This is a genomic window from Phytoactinopolyspora halotolerans, from assembly GCF_010550675.1.
GTDB classification, from domain to species: domain Bacteria; phylum Actinomycetota; class Actinomycetes; order Jiangellales; family Jiangellaceae; genus Phytoactinopolyspora; species Phytoactinopolyspora halotolerans.
In genome coordinates, this window is the sequence record NZ_JAAGOA010000057.1 from 1 (window position 1) to 1196 (window position 1196).

Annotated in this window: 2 protein-coding genes; both read right to left on the bottom strand. The window is 71.2% G+C overall.

Going from position 1 to position 1196, the window contains the following annotated elements:
* A partial coding sequence (locus G1H10_RS32055; RefSeq protein WP_163745350.1) for a CoA-binding protein occupies positions 1-365 on the bottom strand: 365 nt, incomplete at its 3' end.
* A 63-nt stretch (positions 366-428) separates the two neighbouring features.
* Positions 429-1196, bottom strand: a 768-nt coding sequence (locus G1H10_RS32060; RefSeq protein WP_163745351.1) for an amidohydrolase family protein, incomplete at its 5' end; no start/stop codon positions are given.

Sequence of the window (1196 nt, forward strand, 5' to 3'; positions counted from 1 at the left end):
TCTGTGGCCCGCTGCGCAGCGGCTTCGTCGATGACGCCGAGCTGGAGCCACACCGCGCGGATGCCGAGGCGCTCCCGTTCCGCGATGGCGTCGTCGATGACGGCTCCGACCCGCTGGCTGTTGACGAAACAGTCGACGACGTCCACCGGAGCCGGGACATCGGCCAGCCGTGCGTATCCGGTTGCTCCGTGCGCCGGTTCGGCTCGTGGGTTGACCGGCACGATGCGCATGCCGAGTGCGTCACGGATGTACTCGGCGACCCCGTGGGCCACGCGCCTGGTGTTACTGGATAGACCCACAACCGCCCAGGTCGCGGGGGTGGCCAGTAGCCGCCGGATCACGTCCACGTCGTTCACGTGCGTCATACCGCTACTGTGTCACGGCCGCCGGTACGCGTGCTCGGCTAGGTCAGCGCGGCGTCGCGGTCGTCAGCGCGGTGTCGCCGTGGTCAGTGCCGAGGCGATCGGCACGCCGGGCCGGTAGGCCAGGTGCAGGTGCGACGGCGCGTCGAGTACACACAGGTCCGGCCGGGCGCCCACACTCAGATGACCGACGTCGTGACGGCGCAGCGCTCGGGCACCGCCGACGGTCGCCGACCACAGCGCCTCTCCCGGCGTCATCCGCATCTCTCGCACCGCCAGAGCGATGCAGAACGGCATCGACGAGGTGAAGCTTGTCCCCGGGTTGCAGTCCGTGGCCAGCGCCACCGGCACTCCGGCGTCGATCAGCCGCCGGGCGTCCGGATAGGGCGACTTGGTGGAGAACTCGACCCCGGGGAGCAGCGTGGCGACGGTCGCCCGCTCGGCCGCCCTGGCCGCGTCGGCGAGCAGGTCCACGTCGGCGTCGGTGAGATGTGTGCAATGGTCGACGCTGGCGGCGCCGAGTTCGACGCCGAGTGCGACGCCGGGTCCCGTCCCGAGTTGCCCCGCGTGTACGCGTAGACCCAGCCCGGCCTGGGCGGCGGCCTGCAGGATGGTGCGGGACTCGTCGCCGTCGAAGGCGGTCGGCGCACCCGGTTCGCAGAACACGTCCGCCCACCGGGCATACGGTGCGCACGCCTGCAGCATCGGCCCGACGACGAGCTCGATGTATTCGGACCGTCGACGGGTCAACGCCGGCGTGGTCCACATCTCGGCGGCGGCTTCGCTGCCGATCTCCGGGCTGTCGCGGTATTCCGGCGGCACGACATGCGCGCC